At 64.4% G+C, this 17,830-nt stretch carries 20 protein-coding genes and 1 riboswitch; of the genes, 17 read left to right on the plus strand and 3 right to left on the minus strand.

What is annotated here, in order from left to right; all coding sequences use genetic code 11:
• Positions 1 to 7 precede the first annotated feature (7 nt).
• Together AKG11_RS18355 and AKG11_RS18360 are read right to left on the minus strand one after the other, a co-directional pair.
• Positions 8 to 910 (minus strand): ABC transporter permease, encoded by a 903-nt coding sequence (locus tag AKG11_RS18355; RefSeq protein WP_050744919.1) that lies wholly within the window; start codon positions 908 to 910, stop codon positions 8 to 10.
• Position 911: 1 nt separating this feature from the next.
• A complete protein-coding gene (locus AKG11_RS18360) occupies positions 912 to 1,994 on the minus strand; it encodes an ABC transporter ATP-binding protein (protein WP_050744920.1) in 1,083 nt (360 codons plus the stop codon).
• 164 nt (positions 1,995 to 2,158) lie between these two features.
• Here AKG11_RS18360 and AKG11_RS18365 point away from each other — a divergent pair, with 164 nt between their 5' ends.
• From AKG11_RS18365 to AKG11_RS18395, 7 genes are all read left to right on the plus strand, one after another.
• Entirely contained in the window at positions 2,159 to 3,229 is a 1,071-nt protein-coding gene (locus AKG11_RS18365; protein WP_050744921.1) for a polyamine ABC transporter substrate-binding protein, read from the plus strand.
• Positions 3,230 to 3,285: 56 nt separating this feature from the next.
• Positions 3,286 to 4,140: a MurR/RpiR family transcriptional regulator gene (locus AKG11_RS18370; RefSeq protein WP_050744922.1), complete on the plus strand. Its 855-nt coding sequence runs from the start codon at positions 3,286 to 3,288 to the stop codon at positions 4,138 to 4,140.
• A 26-nt stretch (positions 4,141 to 4,166) separates the two neighbouring features.
• A riboswitch (cobalamin riboswitch) is annotated at positions 4,167 to 4,400 on the plus strand.
• A 155-nt stretch (positions 4,401 to 4,555) separates the two neighbouring features.
• On the plus strand, positions 4,556 to 5,599 hold the full coding sequence (locus AKG11_RS18375) for an ABC transporter substrate-binding protein (protein WP_023516424.1): 1,044 nt from the start codon (positions 4,556 to 4,558) through the stop codon (positions 5,597 to 5,599).
• A complete protein-coding gene (locus AKG11_RS18380; protein ID WP_050744923.1) occupies positions 5,596 to 6,624 on the plus strand; it encodes a FecCD family ABC transporter permease in 1,029 nt (342 codons plus the stop codon). Before AKG11_RS18375 ends, AKG11_RS18380 begins: the two co-directional genes overlap by 4 nt.
• Complete coding sequence (locus AKG11_RS18385; RefSeq protein WP_023516426.1) at positions 6,621 to 7,424, plus strand: ABC transporter ATP-binding protein; 804 nt, start codon at positions 6,621 to 6,623, stop codon at positions 7,422 to 7,424. The genes AKG11_RS18380 and AKG11_RS18385 overlap by 4 nt, the downstream gene beginning before the upstream one ends.
• Entirely contained in the window at positions 7,421 to 7,870 is a 450-nt protein-coding gene (locus AKG11_RS18390) for a pseudoazurin (RefSeq protein ID WP_050744924.1), read from the plus strand. Before AKG11_RS18385 ends, AKG11_RS18390 begins: the two co-directional genes overlap by 4 nt.
• Positions 7,870 to 8,646 carry a class I SAM-dependent methyltransferase gene (locus tag AKG11_RS18395; protein WP_050744925.1) on the plus strand — a complete coding sequence of 259 codons (777 nt, stop codon included), beginning with the start codon at positions 7,870 to 7,872 and terminating at the stop codon, positions 8,644 to 8,646. Before AKG11_RS18390 ends, AKG11_RS18395 begins: the two co-directional genes overlap by 1 nt.
• Here the strand turns inward: AKG11_RS18395 and phnF are convergent.
• Complete coding sequence (gene phnF / locus AKG11_RS18400) at positions 8,624 to 9,379, minus strand: phosphonate metabolism transcriptional regulator PhnF (protein WP_050744926.1); 756 nt, start codon at positions 9,377 to 9,379, stop codon at positions 8,624 to 8,626. The genes AKG11_RS18395 and phnF overlap by 23 nt on opposite strands.
• Positions 9,380 to 9,484: 105 nt before the next feature.
• On the opposite strand from phnF, the gene phnG reads away from it, so the two are divergent.
• From phnG to phnE, 10 genes are all read left to right on the plus strand, one after another.
• Positions 9,485 to 9,952, plus strand: a complete 468-nt coding sequence (gene phnG, locus AKG11_RS18405; protein WP_024271637.1) for a phosphonate C-P lyase system protein PhnG — start codon at positions 9,485 to 9,487, stop codon at positions 9,950 to 9,952.
• Positions 9,952 to 10,560, plus strand: a complete 609-nt coding sequence (gene phnH / locus AKG11_RS18410) for a phosphonate C-P lyase system protein PhnH (RefSeq protein WP_023514469.1) — start codon at positions 9,952 to 9,954, stop codon at positions 10,558 to 10,560. The genes phnG and phnH overlap by 1 nt, the downstream gene beginning before the upstream one ends.
• A gap of 3 nt (positions 10,561 to 10,563) precedes the next feature.
• On the plus strand, positions 10,564 to 11,664 hold the full coding sequence (locus tag AKG11_RS18415) for a carbon-phosphorus lyase complex subunit (RefSeq protein ID WP_023514468.1): 1,101 nt from the start codon (positions 10,564 to 10,566) through the stop codon (positions 11,662 to 11,664).
• Positions 11,661 to 12,545 carry an alpha-D-ribose 1-methylphosphonate 5-phosphate C-P-lyase PhnJ gene (locus tag AKG11_RS18420; protein ID WP_023514467.1) on the plus strand — a complete coding sequence of 295 codons (885 nt, stop codon included), beginning with the start codon at positions 11,661 to 11,663 and terminating at the stop codon, positions 12,543 to 12,545. Before AKG11_RS18415 ends, AKG11_RS18420 begins: the two co-directional genes overlap by 4 nt.
• Entirely contained in the window at positions 12,542 to 13,318 is a 777-nt protein-coding gene (gene phnK / locus AKG11_RS18425; RefSeq protein WP_023514466.1) for a phosphonate C-P lyase system protein PhnK, read from the plus strand. The genes AKG11_RS18420 and phnK overlap by 4 nt, the downstream gene beginning before the upstream one ends.
• Positions 13,319 to 13,320: 2 nt before the next feature.
• Positions 13,321 to 14,028, plus strand: a complete 708-nt coding sequence (gene phnL / locus AKG11_RS18430) for a phosphonate C-P lyase system protein PhnL (RefSeq protein ID WP_050744927.1) — start codon at positions 13,321 to 13,323, stop codon at positions 14,026 to 14,028.
• Positions 14,025 to 14,639, plus strand: a complete 615-nt coding sequence (locus AKG11_RS18435) for a DapH/DapD/GlmU-related protein (RefSeq protein WP_023514464.1) — start codon at positions 14,025 to 14,027, stop codon at positions 14,637 to 14,639. Before phnL ends, AKG11_RS18435 begins: the two co-directional genes overlap by 4 nt.
• Positions 14,640 to 14,803: 164 nt before the next feature.
• Positions 14,804 to 15,652 carry a phosphonate ABC transporter ATP-binding protein gene (phnC, locus tag AKG11_RS18440; protein ID WP_023514463.1) on the plus strand — a complete coding sequence of 283 codons (849 nt, stop codon included), beginning with the start codon at positions 14,804 to 14,806 and terminating at the stop codon, positions 15,650 to 15,652.
• 82 nt (positions 15,653 to 15,734) lie between these two features.
• Complete coding sequence (phnD, locus tag AKG11_RS18445; protein ID WP_023514462.1) at positions 15,735 to 16,640, plus strand: phosphonate ABC transporter substrate-binding protein; 906 nt, start codon at positions 15,735 to 15,737, stop codon at positions 16,638 to 16,640.
• Positions 16,641 to 16,865: 225 nt separating this feature from the next.
• Positions 16,866 to 17,822: a phosphonate ABC transporter, permease protein PhnE gene (gene phnE, locus AKG11_RS18450; RefSeq protein ID WP_371260112.1), complete on the plus strand. Its 957-nt coding sequence runs from the start codon at positions 16,866 to 16,868 to the stop codon at positions 17,820 to 17,822.
• Positions 17,823 to 17,830: the final 8 nt, after the last annotated feature.

The raw sequence follows: 17,830 nt of genomic DNA on the forward strand, positions 1-17,830 counted from the left end.
AACCTCCTCAGCGGCCGGTAGCAGTGTCGAGGCCGCGGCGGCCGGACACGATGACATAGGCGAAGAGCAGCACGAGCATGACGCACATCACCATCATGGCGAGCGCCGAGCCGAAGGGCCAATTGCGCGCGGCAAGGAACTGCTGCTCGATGAGGTTGCCGAGCATCATTACCTTCGCCCCGCCCAGAATGGCCGGCACGACAAAGTTGCCGAGCGCCGGAATGAAGACGATGACCGCTCCGCCGGCGATGCCGGGCGCCGTCAGCGGCAGGATGATGCGCAGGAAGGTGCGGATCGGCCCGGCGCCGAGATCGAGCGAGGCGCGCACCAGCGTCCAGTCGAGCTTTTCGACGCTGGCATAGACGGGCATGAACATGAAGGGGATGAAGACATAGACCATACCGAGCACGATCGCCCCGTCCGTATAGATCAGCTCCAGCGGGCGGGCGACGACGCCGGTGCTCAGCAGTACGGAATTGACGAGGCCGGTCTGGCGGAGAATCAGCACCCAGATGAACAGCCGCACGATGAGGCTGGTGAAGAAGGGCAGGGTGATGAGGAAGAGGCAAAAGTTCTTCCAGCGCTCGGAAAGCCGGCTGATGCAGAAGGCGGCCGGGTAGCAGACGAGGAGCGTGGCGACCACCGTCAGCGCCGCGATCTTCAGCGAGCGCAGGAAGATGGCGATATAGACCGGATCGAAATCCTCGAACATCGGATCGGCAAAGCCGAGGATGCGGCCGTAATTGTGCGGATACCAGGTCCATTCCACCCCGCCGTAGAGGCCGGGCGCGAGAAAACTCGTCACGATCATGATGGCGAGCGGGCCGAGGAAGAAGACGGCGAGGAACAGCGAGACCGGCCCGAGCAGCAGGCCGAGCTGGGCGCGACGGCGAAAGGCGATCGACGACATGTCAGGCGGCCTCCGCCGGGATGAGGTGCACCGCCGCGGGATCGTAGGCAAGACGGGCGCGGCGCGATTGCTCGATTTCGCCGACGAGGCTGCGGCGTGCCGCCGGGATTTCTGCGATGACGCGCCGGCCGGTCGCCGTGCGGCCGAATAGCTCGAAGGTGGAGCCGACGAAGACGATCTGTTCGAGGTCGACGTCGAGGGCGGGGGCGGCGTCCCCTTGCTGTGCGAGGAAAAACTGTTCGGGGCGGATGAGGGCGGTTGCCGTGCCCGTGGTTTGTGCCGTGGCGTGCGTGATGGAGAGGCCGTCCGTCGTCAGCAATTGCCCGCCGATCGCCTCGCCTTCGAAAAGGTTGCTGGCGCCGACGAAGGTGGCGACAAAGCTGTTCTTCGGCTGGTCGTAGATGGCGCGCGGTGTATCGAGCTGCTGGATGCGCCCGCCCGAGAGCACCGCGACGCGATCCGACATGGTCAGCGCCTCCTGCTGGTCGTGCGTGACGAAGATGAAGGAGATGCCGAGCTCGTGCTGGAGTGTCTTCAACTCGATCTGCATGGCCTGTCGAAGGTTCTTGTCGAGGGCGGAGAGCGGCTCGTCGAGCAGCAGCAGTTTCGGACGCGCGATGATGGCGCGGGCGAGCGCCACGCGCTGCTGCTGGCCGCCGGAGAGCTGGCGCGGCTTGCGGCCCTCCATGCCCTCAAGGCCGACCATGCGGAGCGCCTCGGCGACGCGCTTTGCCCGCTCCGGCCGCGCGACACCGGCCACTTCCAGCGCGTAGCCGGTGTTCTCGCCGACGGTCATATGCGGAAAGAGCGCGTAGTTCTGGAACACCGTGTTGACCGGCCGGCGATAGGGCGGGCGGTCCGTCATGTCCTCGCCGTCGATCAGGATGCGGCCGGAATCGAGTTCCACGAAGCCGCTGATCGCCTGGAGCAGGGTGGTCTTGCCACAGCCGGACGGGCCGAGCAGCGTCAGGAATTCGTTGCGGCGCACATCAAGGTCGATCGCGTCGAGCGCCGTCACCGTCTGTCCCTCGGGCGTGCCGAAGGCTTTCGCCGCCTTCTCCAGGCGGACTATCGAATCTCGCATCGTCGTTCCCCAAAATGTTATTAAAATAACGCTTGTGCGATTTCGATAGTTGGATACCATTTATCCATTCAAGTCAACGGCCGAAAGAAGCCGGGACAGGAACATCCGGCGCAAAGGAAAACGCCGGGGCCGTGACGGGCCAAACCATCAGAGGAGATCATTCGATGACGAAATTTTACCGCGGCGGCCCATTCGGCCTTGGCAAATGGACGCGCCGCACCGCCTTTTCGCTCGCCGCCCTCGCGGCGACGGCCGGTATGGCGAGCGCCGCCGAACTCAACATCTACAACTGGGGCGAATACATCAATCCGGAGGTTTTGAAGAAGTTCGAGGAGGAGACCCAGATCAAGGTCAACCTCTCGACCTATTCCTCCAACGAGGAGATGCTGGCGAAAATCCAGGGCGGCGCGACGGGCTACGACATCGTCTTCCCCTCCGTGCACATGCACGACATCATGGCCAAGCTGGAGCTTCTGGAAAAGACCGACATCAACACCTTCGAGGGCTTCAAGAACATCGATCCGGCCTTCCTGAGGGCGAAAAGCGACCCGAAGGGCGAATATTGCCTGCCCTATGCCTGGGGCTCGGTCGGCATCTTCTATAACCGCACGATCCTCGGCAAGGACGTCACCGGCTGGAAGGACCTGATCGAGACGGTGAAGGCCAAGGGGCTGAAAATCACCCTGCTCGACGACATGCGCGAGGTGCTGGCGGTCGGCCTGATGCTGAACGGCCACAAGATCAACTCCACCGATCCGGCGGAACTACAGCAGGCGGCCGAGACGATCATTGCCATGAAGCCCTATGTCGCGGCCTTCACCTATGACACGCGGCCGATGGTGCAATCCGGCGACGTCGCGGCCGGCCATTTCTTCGTCGGTGCGATGGTCGATGTCTTCGGCGACGAGAAGGACCTTGGCTATGTGATCCCCGAGGAGGGGGCGACGATGTACCAGGAGGATGCCTGCGTCCTGAAGAGCGCGCCGAACAAGGAGAACGCGATCAAATTCCTGCAATTCTACACCCGCCCGGAAATTGCCGCGCTCAACGTCTCGCAGCAGACCAACGGCACGGCCAACGTGCCGGCGCGGCAATTGACCCTGGAAAAGATCAAGAATAGCAAGGAGATCAATCCGCCGGCCGAGACCATGGCGCGGCTCCAGATCTTTGAGGACCTGGGCCCGGCGCTTCGCCAGCTCGACCGTGTCTGGACGCGGGTGAAGACGGCGCAGTGACCATGCGCGATCCCCGTCCGTCTTTTCGGCGGGCGGGATTTTTGGGAGAGGGCGACGTGTCGAAACGCATTCTGAAGCTCGTTCAGTCCGACGACCTCAGGCGGTCCAAATCCGACAAGCTGATCGCCCACTATATCGAGCGCAACATCGCCGAACTCCCCTTCGAGACGGCGCGCTCCATCGCCCAGCGGCTTCAGGTCTCGCCGATGACCATCGGCCGGTATCTGCGCCGCATGGGTTTCGACGGGCTCGACGAGTTGAAGAGCGAGCTGCGCCGCGGCGGTTCCAATCCGGCGTGGGAAGTCAAGGCACAGGTCGCTTCGCTGGAACAGGACCGCAAGGAGGGAAAGCTCCTCGCCGGCCTCATCCAGCAGCAGATCGACAATCTCGGCCAGATCTATGCGATCACCAGCGCACCGGAATGGCAGCAGACGATCGACGCGTTGATCGGCGCAAGCGAGGTCTATGTCGCCGCCTATCAGAATGTACGCGGCATCGCGCAATATTTCGCCAGCCAGCTTTCCTATACGCGCCCGCGCGTTCAGTTCGTCGATGGTCTCAACGGCACCTATGCGGAATTGCTCGATGGTTCCGTCGAGGGAAGGGTGCTGTTCCTGCACGATGTGCGCCGCTTTGCCGCCAAGGCCCGGCCGCTGGCGCTGGAGGCTCGGCGGGCCGGCGTCAAGGTCGTGCTGCTGACCGACGAATTCTGCCCCTGGGGGCCGGATGTTTCCGATATCTGCCTCGTCGTGCCGGGCTCGCACGGGCCGCTCTGGGATGGCGCAGCCACCATGACCGCCGTCATGGACCTCATGCTCAGCAATATCATTGTGGTCATGGGCGAAGCCGTGAGCGAGCGCGTCGATACGCTTACCCGCCTCCAGGACACCTTCGGAGATTTCGAGAGCTGAGCGCCTTGACGCTGCCGAGCGCGGCGGATTAAGGATGGATCGACGGTTTCCCGAGGGATGACTCCCAGGGGATTAATAGGGAACACGGTGCGGACGACCCAACAGGGACCCATTCCGTGGCTGCCCCCGCAACTGTAGGCGGATTGCCGCCTGTCCTCGGACGCGTTTTCGCGTCATGCCACTGCGGTTTTTCCGCGGGAAGGCAGACAGGCAGCAGATATCCGTGAGCCAGGAGACCTGCCGTCGTCGAGAAAAATCCAAGTCACGGGCGGGGATGCCCGGAACAGGAGACCCTATGACGACCCTGGCTGCCGGCAACGGCGGAATTCCAATCGTTTTCTCCCGACCGCAATCGGCGCGCGCCTGTCGGCGCGTCGGCTGAGCCCGCACGCTTTCATTCATTCGGGAGAAACCCATGACCATTCTGCCTGCGGCCGTGCGCGCCGCATCCCTCGTTTCCGCGCTGGCCGGTGCCGCCGTGTTTGCCCTGTCAGCGGGCGCCGCCCAGGCGGCCGCGACGCAGTATCCGCTGACGCTGGAAAATTGCGGCCGCAAGGTCACCTTCGAGAAGGCGCCGGAACGGGCTGTCTCGCTCGGCCAGAGCTCGACCGAAATCCTGTATCTCCTCGGCGTTGGCGAGCGCATGGTCGGCACGGCGGTCTGGATCGGCCCGGTGCTGTCGGGTTACGAGGATGCCAACGCCAAGGTCGAGCGCCTTGCCGACAACGATCCGAGCTTCGAGAGCGTCGTCGCCAAGAAGCCCGACCTCGTGACGGCGCAGTTCCAGTGGCATGTCGGTCCGGAGGGCATCGTCGCGACGCCAGAGCAGTTCGATGAACTGAAGATCCCGGTCTACACCTCGCCGGCCGATTGCATCGGCAAGGACAATTCCGGTGGCGGCGACGGGGTGCGCAAGACGGTCTTCACGATGGAGCTGATCTACAAGGAAATCAGCGAACTGGCGCAGATCTTTGATGTGCAAGATCAGGGCGAGAAAGTCATCGCCGACCTCAAGGCGCGCGAAGACGCGGCGCGCAAGAAGATCGCTTCGGCGGATGGCAAGCTTTCCGCCGTCTTCTGGTTCTCCAGCGCCGAACTCGACATCGACCCCTATGTCGCCGGGCGCAACGGCGCGCCGGGCTACATCATGTCGGCGCTCGGCATCCGCAATGTCATTGAGAGCGACGAGGAATGGCCGACGGTCGGCTGGGAAACCGTTGCCAAGGCCGATCCGAGCATCATCGTCGCCGGCAAGATGGAGCGCCGCCGCTTCCCTGCCGATGACGTCGCGGTCAAGCACACGTTCCTCAAGGAAGATCCCGTCGCCAGCCTGATGCCGGCCGTGAAGAACGGCCATGTCGTCGATATGGACGCCCAGGCGATGAACCCGACGATCCGCACGATCGAGGGCATCGAGGTGCTTGCCGACGCCATCGAGAAGGCTGGCCTCGCGAAGTGACGGCTGATCGCCCCATCCTGCTGCGCACGGGTGTCGCTCTTGCGGCGCTCGTGCTGCTTATCGCCGCGCTCGGGGTGGGCGCGGCGGTGGGCGAGACCGCTATTCCGCTCGACGTCGTGGCAAAGACCGTGGCGAACCGCCTCTGGCAGGCGGGGCACGCCATCGAGCCGATAGACGAGGGCATCGTCTGGAACTACCGGCTGAGCCGCGCCGTGGTTGCGGCCTGCTGCGGGTCGGCGCTCGCGATCTGCGGGGTGATCCTGCAGTCGCTGCTGCGCAACGCGCTGGCAGATCCCTACATTCTCGGCATTTCCGCCGGTGCCTCCACGGGCGCTGTCGCGGTGGCGATCCTCGGCATCGGCGCCGGTATCCTGACGCTGCCGATCGGTGCCTTTATCGGGGCGCTCGTCGCCTTCGGTCTCGTCAGCGCGCTGGCGGTTCGCGCAGGCCGCGGTACGGGGGCGATCATCCTTGCAGGGGTCGCCGGTTCGCAGCTCTTCAATGCGCTAACCTCCTTCATCGTCACCAAGGCGGCCAATGCGGAACAGGCACGCGGCATCATGTTCTGGCTGCTCGGCAATCTCTCGGGCGTGCGCTGGCCGGATGTCTGGCTGGCGCTGCCGGTTGCGCTTCTCGGGCTTGTCGTGTGCCTCTGGCATGCGCGCGCGCTCGATGCCTTCACCTTCGGCACGGAATCGGCGGCCTCGCTCGGCATTCCGGTGCGCCGGGTCTATGTCGTGCTGATTGCCGTCTCGGCACTGATGACCGCCGTCATGGTCTCCATCGTCGGGTCGATCGGTTTCGTCGGCCTCGTCATTCCCCATGCCGCGCGCATGGTCGTCGGTGTCCGCCACGGTTTGCTGCTGCCGGCCTCGGCGCTGATCGGCGCGATCTTCATGATTGCCGCGGACGTGCTGTCGCGGATCATCATTCCCGGCCAGGTGCTGCCCATCGGTGTCATCACTGCGCTGTTCGGCGCGCCGGCCTTCGCGCTCATCCTCAGCCAAAGGAGATCGGCCCTGTGACCCTTTCGGCAAAAGGTCTTTGCTGGTCGGCCGGCGGCGCGACCATCCTGACCGACGTCTCGCTCGACGTGCGTCCCGGCGAATTTCTCGGCATCATCGGACCCAATGGTTCGGGCAAGACCAGCCTGATGGCGTTGATGGCGGGCATCCGCAAGCCGCAGGCGGGTCTGGTAACGCTTGAGGGCTCGCCGCTTTCGGCCCACGGCCGGCAAGCCATAGCCCGCCGCATCGCCTTCGTCGAGCAGCAGGCGGAGACGACCGAGCGTATCACTGCGCGCCAGGCGGTTGAACTCGGCCGCACGCCGCATCTCGGCGCGCTGACGCCCTGGTCGCGGGCGGATGATGCCATCGTCGACAGGGCGCTGGAGGAGGTCGACATGGCGCACTTTGCCGGCCGGCTGTGGCACACGCTTTCCGGCGGCGAGCGGCAGCGGCTGCACATCGCCCGCGCGCTCGCCCAGCAGGCGCCGATCCTCCTGCTCGACGAGCCGACCAACCATCTCGACATCGGCCACCAGATCGGCCTGCTCCAGCTGGTGCGCGAACAGGATCTGACCGTCGTTGCCGCATTGCACGACCTCAATCACGCGGCCATGTTCTGCGACCGCATCGCCGTCATGCAGGGCGGCCGCATCGTCGCGCTCGGTACACCTGCAAAGGTGCTGGAGCCGCAGCGCCTGCACGATGTCTTCGGCGTCACCGTGGATGTCGAGCGCGACAGCGCCGGCGGCTGCTTCATTCGCTATCGCCGGCCAGAGCCCCGGCCTGCCAAACTCAAGCTCGTTGCAGAGGCAAGATGAAAACCCGTTTCCTCCTGGCTGCGGCCATCGCCGTACTTCTCCACGCCGCCCCCGTCGCCGCTGAAACCTTCCGGGTCGAGATGCGCAATCGCGGCGAAAAGGGCTCCATGGTTTTCGAACCGGATTTCCTGGCAATCAAGCCGGGGGACAGCGCCAAGTTCATCGCCACCCACAAGAGCCACAACGCCGCCAGCATCGACGGCATGGTTCCGCAGGGATATGCCGGCTTCAAGGGCAAGATCAACGAGGAGATCGAGGTCACCTTTGATGCCCCCGGTTTCTACGGCATCAAATGCTCGCCGCATTTCGGCATGGGCATGGTCATGCTGGTGAAGGTCGGTGAGGCGGAACTGACGGAGGCGATCCGCACGGTCGAGGTGCCGGCCCGCGCCCGGCCGCGCTTCGACGACATCTTTGCCCGTATCGATGCGGGCGAGGGGCAGTGATGCACGGCACACGCGGCAACAGTCATCTCAAGGAAGACATTCGCGACTACTGGTCGCGCCGCTCCGAGACCTTCGATCTCGCCTTTGGCCACCGCATTCCCGAAGGACCGGAGTTCGAGGCCTGGGCGGCGGCGATCCGCGAAAATCTCGGTCCGGAGCCACGCCGCGTGCTGGAGCTTGCTTGCGGTACAGGTGAGGTGACACGTCTGCTGCTTTCCCTCGGCCATGAGGTGACGGCGCTCGACTTTTCCGAGGCGATGCTGAAGGTCGCACGGAAGAAACACGCCGGTGCCAAGGGCGTGCGTTTCCTGCTCGCGGATGCGGAAAACCCGATGGAGCCGGACGAGAGCTATGACGCGATCGTCTGCCGCCATCTGGTCTGGACGCTGACGACGCCGGTCGAGGCTTTTTCCGAATGGCACCGCATGTTGAAGCCGGGCGGCATCCTTCTGTTCTTCGACGGCGACTGGGCAGCGCCGACCCGGCTCGGCAGGCTGGCGGGCCGGGCCATCGCCCTGCTCGACAAGGTCATCGGCACCGATCCGCACTATGACGGCGCGATGAGCGCGCGCCATGCCGATATCATGGGCCGGCTGCCCTTTGGCGACGGGCTTACCGTTGAACGCGTCCAGCCGCTTCTGGCGGCGGTGGGGTTCCGCGATATCAAGATCGGCTCACATGGCCCGATCGCGAGGGCGCAGCGGCGCACGGCGGACCTGCGCAACAGGCTGCGCACACTGCTTTACCGCCGTTTCATTCTCTGCTGCCGGAAGTAACTCCGTCGGTTTCCGGCTCCACGGTCAGCTTGACGCGGTCGGCGGCAAAACGCGTGCGGGAGAACTGGACCGGAACGCCGTCAAGATCTGTGTTGACGGCCGTCGCCACAAGAATGATCGCCCCCGGTGAGAGCTTCAGGTGGCGGATGTCGTCGCCTTCGGCATGGAGGGCGGATATTTCAGTCGAGCGGCGCACATAGTCGGACACGCCGAGCTCCTGGAACGCAGCGGTGATGGAGCGTGTCCTTTCGTAGACGGTGTCGATCCCGCTGAATCGGTCCGCGGGGAAATAATGCGTGCCGCAGGAGATGGGCCGCCTGTCGGCGCTGTTCACGGTTTCGAGCCGCACGCAGGGCGCGCCGGCTGCAAGGCCGAGCGCCACGGCAACGGCGGCGGTCGCTGGCTCCGTCGCCGCCGCCAGCAACTGGCCTTCCAGATTGCGCGTCTGATTTCCGAGACCCTGCGAAAATCGGGTACGGCGGGAGATCGGGAAGCGCAGCCGGTCGCGCCGCTCGATGCGCGTGCCGATGCCCTGGATGGGGCGCACGATGCCTTCCTCTGCTAGTGCCGCCATGGCGCTGCGCACCGTATGCCGGTTCACGCCGAAGCGGGCGGCGAGCGTGATTTCCGGCGGCATCATGCCGGTTTCGTCGAAATCGCCATTGTTGATCGCAAGACGCATGCGGTCGGCGATTTGCCGCCAGAGCGCCACGCCCGATTGTCGTTCCACCATTTTCGCCCCCGCGAAACCCTCTGTCACACCCTTGTCATCCCGGCCCTTTAAGACGAGACTTAGATGTTCGGTTGTCTAGATTAATAGACATTTGGAGAGAAGGCAATGACATCAGTTCAGAAATCTGCCGCAAGCGCGGGGGACGGCCGGCAGAGGGCCATGGGTCTCTTGGCGAAGGCGAGCCGGGTCGAGTTGCAGGCGGCTTTTGACGCGCTGGCGGAACAGCCCGCCGTTCAACCGGTGCGCGGGCCGGAAACGGGCCTCGTCATGATCCGTGGCCGCATCGGCGGCGGCGGTGCGCCGTTCAATCTCGGCGAGGCGACGGTGAGCCGCGCCAGCATCCGCCTTCAGGACGGCACGGTCGGCCACGGCCAGGCGCTCGGCACGGACGGCGCCAAGGCGCGGCTTGCGGCGATCTTCGATGCGCTCTTCCAGCAGCCGGCCCACCAGGCTGAGGTGGCGGCGCTGCTCGAAACCATCGCCGCGCGCATTGCCGGCGAGGACGCCGAAAAGGCCCGCCAGACGGCCGCCACGCGCGTCGATTTCTTCACCATGGTTCGCGGAGAGGACTGATGACATTGGATACGCTCGCTTTTGCCGGCGGTTTTGAGGAGCCGGTGTTCGAGGCCCAGGCCGTTTTCCGCACGCTGATGGACTGCATGGCTCGCCCGGGCACGATCGGCGATGTCGCGGCCTCGGTCCTGCCGCCCGCGCCGCTGAATGCGACGGCCGGCGCGGTCGCGCTGACGCTGTGCGACCATGACACCGCTGTCTGGCTGACCCCGGCACTCGCCAATTCCGCGCTGCCCGGCTGGCTCGCCTTCAATGCCGGCGCAGCCGTCACCGACGCGCGGCAGGATGCCCGGTTTGCCTTCATCGAAAAGGGCGCCATGCTGCCGAACCTCTGCCTCTTCGCGCAGGGCACGCAGGAATATCCTGATCGTTCGACGACGCTCGTCGTCGAGATCGAGGCCTTCGACGGTGGCCGTCCGCTGACGCTGAAGGGACCGGGCATTCGCACGGAAGAAGAGATCGCGCCCGTCGGCTTGCCGGACATGTTCCCGCATTTCTGGTCCGAGAACCGCCAAAAATTTTCGCGCGGCGTCGATCTGATCCTCGTTGCTGGCTCAAGCATCCTCTGCCTGCCGCGCACCACCGTCGTCAGCGTGAAGGAGGCATAGACCATGTATGTTGCCGTCAAGGGTGGCGAAGCCGCCATCTCCAACGCCCACCGCCTTCTTGCCGATCGCCGCCGCGGCGACCGTTCGCTGCCGGCCATCGGTATCGAGCAGATCGTCGCCCAGCTTGGCCTTGCCGTCGACCGCGTGATGGCAGAAGCCTCGCTCTACGACCGCGCGCTTGCCGCGCTTGCCGTCCGGCAGGCCCGCGGCGACATGATCGAGGCGATTTTTATCCTGCGCGCCTACCGCACGACTTTGCCGCGCTTCGGCTATTCGAAGCCTGTCGAGACGGGCGACATGTGCGTCGAGCGCCGCGTCTCGGCGACCTACAAGGACCTGCCGGGCGGCCAGCTTCTCGGGCCGACCTTCGACTATACGCACCGCCTGCTCGACCCGTCGCTGCTGAACGACGAAGCGGTGGATGTGCCGCTGGAGCGCGAGGAGGCCGGCGAGCCGGTCATGCGCGTTTCCGACATTCTCGCCGGCGAGGGCCTTGTCGAGGATGACGGCAGCCTGCCGGACGGTCATGTCGCTGGCGACCTGACGCGCGAGCCGCTGGAATTCCCGATGGCGCGGGACCTGCGATTGCAGGCGCTCGCCCGCGGCGACGAGGGCTTTTTGCTGGCGCTCGGCTATTCCACGCAGCGCGGCTATGCCCGCACCCATCCCTTTGTCGGCGAGGTGCGCATCGGCGAGGTCGAGGTGGAGCTGGACATGCCTGAACTCGGCTTTGCCGTCTCGCTCGGCCGCATCCAGGTGACGGAGTGCCAGATGATCGCCCAGTTCAAGGGATCGGCGAAGAACCCGCCGCAGTTCACCCGCGGCTATGGCCTCGTCTTCGGCCAGAGCGAGCGCAAGGCTATGGCCATGTCGCTGGTCGACCGGGCGCTGCGCGCGGAGGAATTCGGCGAGGACATCGTCGCGCCGGCGCAGGACGAGGAATTCGTCATCTCCCATTCCGACAACGTGCAGGCGACCGGCTTCGTCGAGCACCTGAAACTCCCGCATTACGTGGATTTCCAGGCCGAACTCGATCTCGTTCGCCGCATGCGGCGCGAATACGAGGCCGCGCAAAACATCGATCTTCCGGAGGCCGCAGAATGAGCACGGCAGACCTCGCAACCTACAATTTCGCCTATCTCGACGAACAGACCAAACGCATGATCCGCCGCGCGATCCTGAAGGCGATCGCCATTCCCGGCTACCAGGTGCCCTTCGCCTCGCGCGAAATGCCGATGCCCTACGGCTGGGGCACCGGCGGCGTGCAGGTGACGGCGGCGATCCTCGGGCCGAAGGACGTGCTGAAAGTCATCGACCAGGGAGCGGATGACACCACCAACGCCGTCTCCATCCGCGCCTTCTTCCAGAAGGTCGCCAATGTGGCGGTCACGACCAAGACGCGCGAAGCGACGATCATCCAGACGCGCCATCGCATTCCCGAGGAGAAGCTGACGGCCGGCCAGACGCTGGTCTACCAGGTGCCGATCCCGGAGCCCCTGCGTTTCCTCGAGCCGCGCGAGACCGAGACGCGGAAAATGCATGCGCTGGAAGAATACGGCCTGATGCATGTCAAACTCTACGAGGACATCGCCCGCAACGGCCATATCGCCACGACCTATGCCTATCCGGTCAAGGTCGAGGGCCGCTACGTGATGGATCCGTCGCCGACCCCGAAATTCGACAATCCGAAGATGCACATGTCGGAGGCGCTCCAGCTTTTTGGCGCGGGCCGCGAAAAGCGCATCTACGCCGTGCCGCCCTATACTGAGGTCGTCAGCCTCGATTTCGAGGACCATCCCTTCGAGATCCAGACCTTCGACAAGCCCTGCGCGCTGTGCGGCGCGGAAAATGTCTATCTCGACGAGGTGGTGCTCGACGACAGGGGCGGGCGGATGTTCGTCTGCTCGGACACCGACCATTGCGAAGAACGCTGCGCAGGCGGCCATCGCGGCCATCTGGCTTACAACAAGGAGGCTGCCGAATGACCGACACGCCGCTTCTCAAAGTCCGCGACATCTCGAAATTCTACGGCGCGCGCATCGGCTGCCAGAATGTCTCCTTCGATCTCTGGCCGGGCGAAGTCCTGGCGATCGTCGGCGAATCCGGCTCCGGCAAGACGACGTTGCTCAACTGCCTCGCCACCCGCCTGATGCCGACATCGGGCGCCGTCGAATACCGCATGCGTGACGGCCAGATGCGCGACCTCTCCCGCATGAGCGAGGCGGAACGCCGCTTCCTGATGCGCACGGACTGGGGTTTCGTGCACCAGAACCCGGCCGATGGCCTGCGCATGGCTGTGTCGGCCGGCGCCAATGTCGGCGAGCGGCTGATGGCCGTCGGCGAACGGCACTACGGCAATATCCGCGAGACGGCGGGCACCTGGCTCGGCCGCGTCGAGATCAGCGTCGACCGTATCGACGACCAGCCGCGCGCCTTCTCCGGCGGCATGCGCCAGCGCTTGCAGATCGCCCGCAACCTCGTCACCTCGCCGCGCCTCATCTTCATGGACGAACCGACCGGCGGTCTCGACGTCTCGGTGCAGGCGCGCCTGCTCGATCTCCTGCGCGGCCTCGTGCAGGACCTCGGCCTCTCGGCGATTATCGTCACGCACGACCTCGCCGTCGCGCGCCTCCTCTCGCACCGCATGATGGTGATGAAGGATGGCGTCGTCATCGAACAGGGGCTGACCGACCGCGTGCTCGACGATCCGCGCGAAGCCTATACGCAGCTCCTCGTCTCCTCGATCCTTCAGGTGTAACCATGGCCACACCCCTCGTTGTTTCCGAAGTCGCGAAGAGCTTTACCATGCATCTTCGCGACGGCATTCGTCTGCCCGTGATGTCGAACGTCGCCTTCTCGGTGAAGGCGGGCGAATGCGTCGTATTGGGCGGCCCGTCCGGCATCGGCAAGAGTTCGCTCCTGAAGATGGTCTACGGCAACTATGCCGTCGACAGCGGCCAGATCCTGATCGAGCACGGCGGCCGCCTGCTCGACCTGGCGATCGCCGATCCGCGCACCATTCTTTCGGTGCGCCGCGCCACGCTCGGCTATGTCAGCCAGTTTCTGCGCACCGTGCCGCGCGTTGCGACCGTCGATGTCGTCGCCGAGCCGCTCACCGCTCGCGGCGTCAATGCCGCCGAGGCGAAGGCGACGGCCGAAGCCATGCTGGCGCGGCTCAACCTGCCGCGCGAACTCTGGCAACTGCCGCCCGCCACCTTTTCCGGCGGCGAACAGCAGCGCGTCAACATCGCGCGCGGCTTCATTACCGATCACCGCATCCTGCTGCTCGACGAGCCGACCGCATCGCTCGATGCGAAGAACCGCGCCGTGGTCGTCGAGATGATCGCTGAGAAGAAGGCGGCCGGTGTCGCGCTCCTCGGTATCTTCCACGACGAAGACGTGCGCGAAAAGGTCGCCGACCGCATCGTCGACGTCTCCGCCTTCTCGCCACGAAAGGCCGCCGCATGACCCGCCTGTCCGAAACGCCGCTGATCCATCCGACTGCAGTCGTGTCCGACACGGTGCTCGGCCGCTACACGGAGATCGACGAGAACTGCCGCGTCAGCGAAGTCGAGATCGGCGATTATTCCTACATCATGAACGGCGGCTCCGTCTGGTGTGCGACGATCGGCAAGTTCGCCAACATCGCCGCCTCAGTGCGCATCAACGCGACGAACCACCCGATGTGGCGGGCGACGCTGCATCATTTCACCTACCGCGCCAACGATTACTGGCCGGATGCCGACCACGAAGCCGACTTCTTCGAATGGCGGCGCGGGCACCGCGTCGTCATCGGCCACGACGTCTGGATCGGTCATGGATCGACCATCCTGCCGGGTGTCACAGTCGGCAACGGTGCTGTCATAGGCTCCGGCGCGGTCGTCACAAAAGACGTCGAACCCTATACGGTCGTCGGCGGCGTCGCGGCGAAAGTCATCCGCGAACGTTTCCCCCGAAGCATTGCCGAACGCATGGAAAAACTCGCCTGGTGGGACTGGGATCATGCCCGGCTGCGCACCGCTCTCGACGACTTTCGTAAACTTGACGCAGAAGCCTTTCTTGCCCGTCACGACGGGTGAGAAAGCGCTTGCCGATGCCGGAAATTCAGGCCTGTGGACTGTTATTTTTCCGACATGAAACTGACATTGCCCCTTCATCAACAGCGTTTAGAGCCAGTCCCGAAAGCGACAGGCCCGGCCTTTGGCCCAGCCTTGATCCGACACAGGACAAAAAGGGATCCACCATGTTTCGACTGAAGAATGTCACCCGCCGCTTTGGCGTGCGCGTAGCGGTCGACGATGTGACCTTCGATATTCCGCAGGGCCAGATGGTCGGCGTCATCGGCCGCTCCGGCGCCGGCAAGTCGACCATGCTGCGCATGATCAACCGCCTTGCCGATCCGAGCGAGGGCACGATCCATTTCAACGATGTGGAAGTCTCCGCGCTGCGCGGCGCGAGCTTGCGCAACTGGCAACGCGACTGCGCGATGATTTTTCAGCAGTTCAATCTCGTGCCGCGTCTCGACGTGCTCACCAACGTGCTGCTCGGTCGCCTCAACCACCGCCCGACGGTCATGAGCGTCCTCAATCTCTTCACCCGTGAGGAGCGCATCATGGCGATCGCAGCGCTCGAGCGCCTCGGCATCGAACAGACGGCGCTTCAGCCGGCCGGCACGCTCTCGGGCGGCCAGCAGCAGCGTGTGGCGATCGCAAGGGCGCTGATGCAGAACCCCAAGATGCTGCTTGCGGACGAACCGATCGCCTCGCTCGATCCGCTGAACGCAAAAATCGTCATGGATGCACTGCGCGACATCAACGAGCGCGAAGGCATCACCGTCATCACCAACCTGCACACGCTGGATACGGCGCGCGCCTATTGCGAACGCATCATCGGCATGTCCGGCGGCCGCGTCGTCTTCGATGGCCCGGCACGCGAGCTTGATGCCGATGCGGTGCGCACGATCTACGGCACCGGCGCCGACGGCGCGGAAATCGACGAAAGCATGACCTCGACGGCGATCCGCAATCCGGCCCGCCAGGACAATGCAAAGGAATCCGCCAGCCCGACACCGCTGGCACTGGCCGGCCTTTAAGCCGGTTGGGATCGAAGGGCCCGCGTGAAGGGCCATCATTTTTAAAGAGCCCCGGCGAAGCCGGTCAAACAGGAGAAAGACCATGCTGAAGAAAGCTCTTCTCGGCGCCGTCGCGCTCATCGCGCTCGCCGGCCACGTACAGGCTGAAGACCTCAAGGAATTCCGCGTCGGCATCATCGGCGGCGAGAACGAAGCCGACCGCCTGCGCAACTACCAGTGCCTCGGCGACCAGCTGAAGGCCGAACTCGGCTTCGAGAAGGTCTCGTTCTTCCCGGCTGCCGACTATGACGGTGTCATCCAGGGCCTGCTCGGCGGCACGCTCGACTATGCCGAACTCGGCGCTTCCGGCTTTGCCAAGATCTACCTTGCCAAGGCCGACGCCGTCGAGCCGATCCTGACGACCGTCCAGACCGACGGCTCGACCGGCTACCACTCGATCATGGTTGCCCGTAAGGACAGCGGCATCACCAAGCTCGAAGACCTGAAGGGCAAGAAGCTCGGCTTCGCCGATCCGGACTCGACCTCCGGCTACCTCGTGCCGCTCGTCACGCTGCCGGAAGCCATCGGCGGCCCGGTCAAGGAGTTTTTTGGTGAGACCGGCTTCGGCGGTGGTCACGAAAACCTCGTCCTCGAAGTCGTGAAGGGCACCTTCGACGCCGGTACGACCTTCGGTTCGGGCGTTGGCGAGTGGAAGGACGGCTACACGTCCGGCAACCTGCACAAGATGGTCGAGAAGGGCATTCTCGACATGAACGACCTCGTCGAACTCTGGAAATCGCCGCTGATCCCGAACGGCCCGATCGTCGTTCGCTCTTCCATGGACGGCGACATGAAGGCGAAGTTCAAGCAATTCATGCTCGACCTGCCGAAGAAGGACGCGGCCTGCTTCGCCGCCGTCATGGGCGGTGACTTCACCTCCTTCACGGAAGTCAATGTCGACTTCTACAAGCCGATCATCGACGCCCGCAAGGCGACGATCGGCGGTTGATAGCCTCGATGTTTCCGGCGCCGGCTGGACAACCGGCCGGCGCTTTTTTGCTGATGCCATTACCCCACTCTCGACGCCATCCTCGGGCTTGACCCGAGGATCCATGCGGCACCTGCGGCCGTGGATGCCCGGGTCAAGCCCGAGGATGACGGAGGGGAGGTTTGCGGCACGTCATCAGCAGCCGGAATTGTGCACAGGGAACCGCAAGGCGGACTGACCATGGCCATGAACACGCTTCACGACGGCTTCAGCGAAAAGGGTGCGCTCATCGAGCGGCACTGGCAGGAGCTGAACGCCCGCCGCCGGCTCTATACCTGGCTCGGCCTTGCCATCCTCGTCACGGCGCTCACCGGCTCGCTCTGGTTCGCCAACGAGACGAATGCCGGAAAATTCTTCGATAGGCTGCCGTATTTCTTTGACTTCGTCGGCGATATGGTGCCGCGCGATGGCCTCGAGGTCTTTCGCGCGCTGTTCGACCTGCCGTCGCCCTACGATGACGGCAGTTTCAAGTACAACTATCCCGAAGGGCGGCTCTACATCACCGAGAGCCTCTATGTGCCGGAATATTTCCACAAGATGCTGGAGACGCTGAACATCGCGATCTTCTCCACCGTGATCGGCATGACCTTCGGCTTCCTGCTCTGCTTTCTGGCGGCAAAGAACCTTGTCGCCAACCGCCTGCTGCGCGGCTTCGTGCGCCGCTTCATGGAAATCCTGCGCGCCTTTCCGGAGGTCGTTCTCGCCGGCTTCTTCCTCGCCATCCTCTCGCTCGGCCCGCTGCCTGCCGTCATTGCCGTGTCGATCCACACGGTCGGGGCGCTTGGAAAACTCTTCTTTGAAGTGGTCGAGAATGCGGACATGAAGGCGGAGGAGGGGCTTCGCGCGGTCGGCGCAAGCTGGGTGGAGCGCGTCTGGTTCGGCATCGTGCCGCAGGTGCTTCCGAATTTCATGAGCTATTTCCTGCTGCGTTTGGAGATCAATGTGCGCGCCTCCACCATCATCGGTGCCGTCGGCGGCGGCGGCATCGGCGAATTGCTGCGCCTGTCCATCGGTCAGGGACATCAGGCCAAGACACTTGCCATCGTGCTGCTGCTGCTCATCACAATCATTGCCGTCGATCAGTTCTCCGCCTGGCTGCGCCGCAAGCTCGTCGGCGACCAGGCCTTCCGGCTGGCTCAATAGGAGAGTGC

It is taken from the genome of Shinella sp. SUS2, assembly GCF_001262505.1.
GTDB lineage: Bacteria > Pseudomonadota > Alphaproteobacteria > Rhizobiales > Rhizobiaceae > Shinella.